Source organism: Alphaproteobacteria bacterium HT1-32, from assembly GCA_009649675.1.
In the GTDB taxonomy this organism is placed as follows: domain Bacteria; phylum Pseudomonadota; class Alphaproteobacteria; order Rhodospirillales; family HT1-32; genus HT1-32.
On the sequence record WJPL01000016.1, the window covers coordinates 1 to 1,556 of the forward strand.

Consider the following 1,556-nt stretch of genomic DNA (forward strand, 5'->3'; position numbering starts at 1 on the left):
GATGACGTTCCGGAAGCGGCTGAAGTTGCGACACCGACAGTCGCTGACACAGTCACGCTGGATGAAGATGATCTGGCTGACGGTACGGACGACACGAAGGAATCCCTCTCAGCCTCTGGCGACCTCGGTCTGGACGGTGACCTGATCACCATCGATTACGGCGCGGATGGTGCGGCGGATGGCTCACCGACGGCGCTGCAGTATGACGATCTGGACTGGGCGCTTGAAGGCCCGGCAGGTCTGACCAGCCAGGGTGACGCGGTCACCTACAGCTGGGATGCGGCAACCAACACGCTGCAGGCGACAGCGGATGGCCGTGATGTATTCACGGTGGAACTGAATGAAGATGGCTCCTACACCTTCACGCTGCAGGACAGCCTTGATCATGGCGCTGCCGATGGCGAGAACAGCCTGGGCCTTGAGTTTACGCTGACGGGCACACCGTCTGATGATGTGGCAACGGATTACGACCTTGATCCGTCGACGCTGGCGGATACCTCCATCAGCCAGACCTTCTCGGTCAATGTGACGGATGATGTGCCGGAAGCGGCTGAAGTTGCGACACCGACGGTCGCTGACACAGTCACGCTGGATGAAGACGATCTGGCTGACGGCACGGACGACACGAAGGAGAGCCTCAGTGCAACGGGCGACCTCGGTCTGGACGGTGACCTGATCACCATCGATTACGGCGCGGATGGTGCGGCGGATGGCTCACCGACGGCGCTGCAGTATGACGATCTGGACTGGGCGCTTGAGGGCCCGGCAGGTCTGACCAGCCAGGGTGAAGCGGTCACCTACAGCTGGGATGCGGCAACCAACACGCTGCAGGCGACAGCCGATGGCCGTGATGTATTCACGGTGGAACTGAATGAAGACGGCAGCTACACCTTCACGCTGCAGGACAGCCTCGATCATGGGGCAGCAGACGGCGAGAACAGCCTGGGTCTCGAGTTCACGCTGACGGGCACACCGTCTGATGATGTGGCAACGGATTATGATCTGGATCCGTCCACACTGGCGGATACCTCGATCACGCAGACCTTCTCGGTCAATGTGACGGATGATGTTCCGGAAGCGGCTGAAGTTGCGACACCGACGGCGGCTGACACAGTCACGCTGGATGAAGACGATCTGGCCGACGGCACGGACGACACGAAGGAGAGCCTCAGTGCTACAGGCGACCTCGGTCTCGATGGTGACCTGATCACGATTGATTACGGTGCGGATGGTGCAGCCGACGGCTCACCGACGGCGCTGCAGTATGACGATCTGGACTGGGCGCTTGAAGGCCCGGCGGGTCTGACCAGCCAGGGTGAAGCGGTCACCTACAGCTGGGATGCGGCAACCAACACGCTGCAGGCCACTGCGGACGGCCGTGATGTATTCACGGTGGAACTGAATGAAGACGGCAGCTACACCTTCACGCTGCAGGACAGCCTCGATCATGGTGCGGCCGATGGTGAGAACAGCCTCGGTCTCGAGTTCACGCTGACGGGCACGCCGTCCGATGATACGGCAACGGATTACGATCTCGATCCGTCGACGCTGGCGGA

General features: G+C 61.1%; 1 protein-coding gene. It reads left to right on the forward strand.

What is annotated here, in order from left to right:
* Positions 1-1,556: hypothetical protein (locus tag GH722_20645; protein MRG74171.1), on the forward strand; the 1,556-nt coding region annotated here is incomplete at both ends.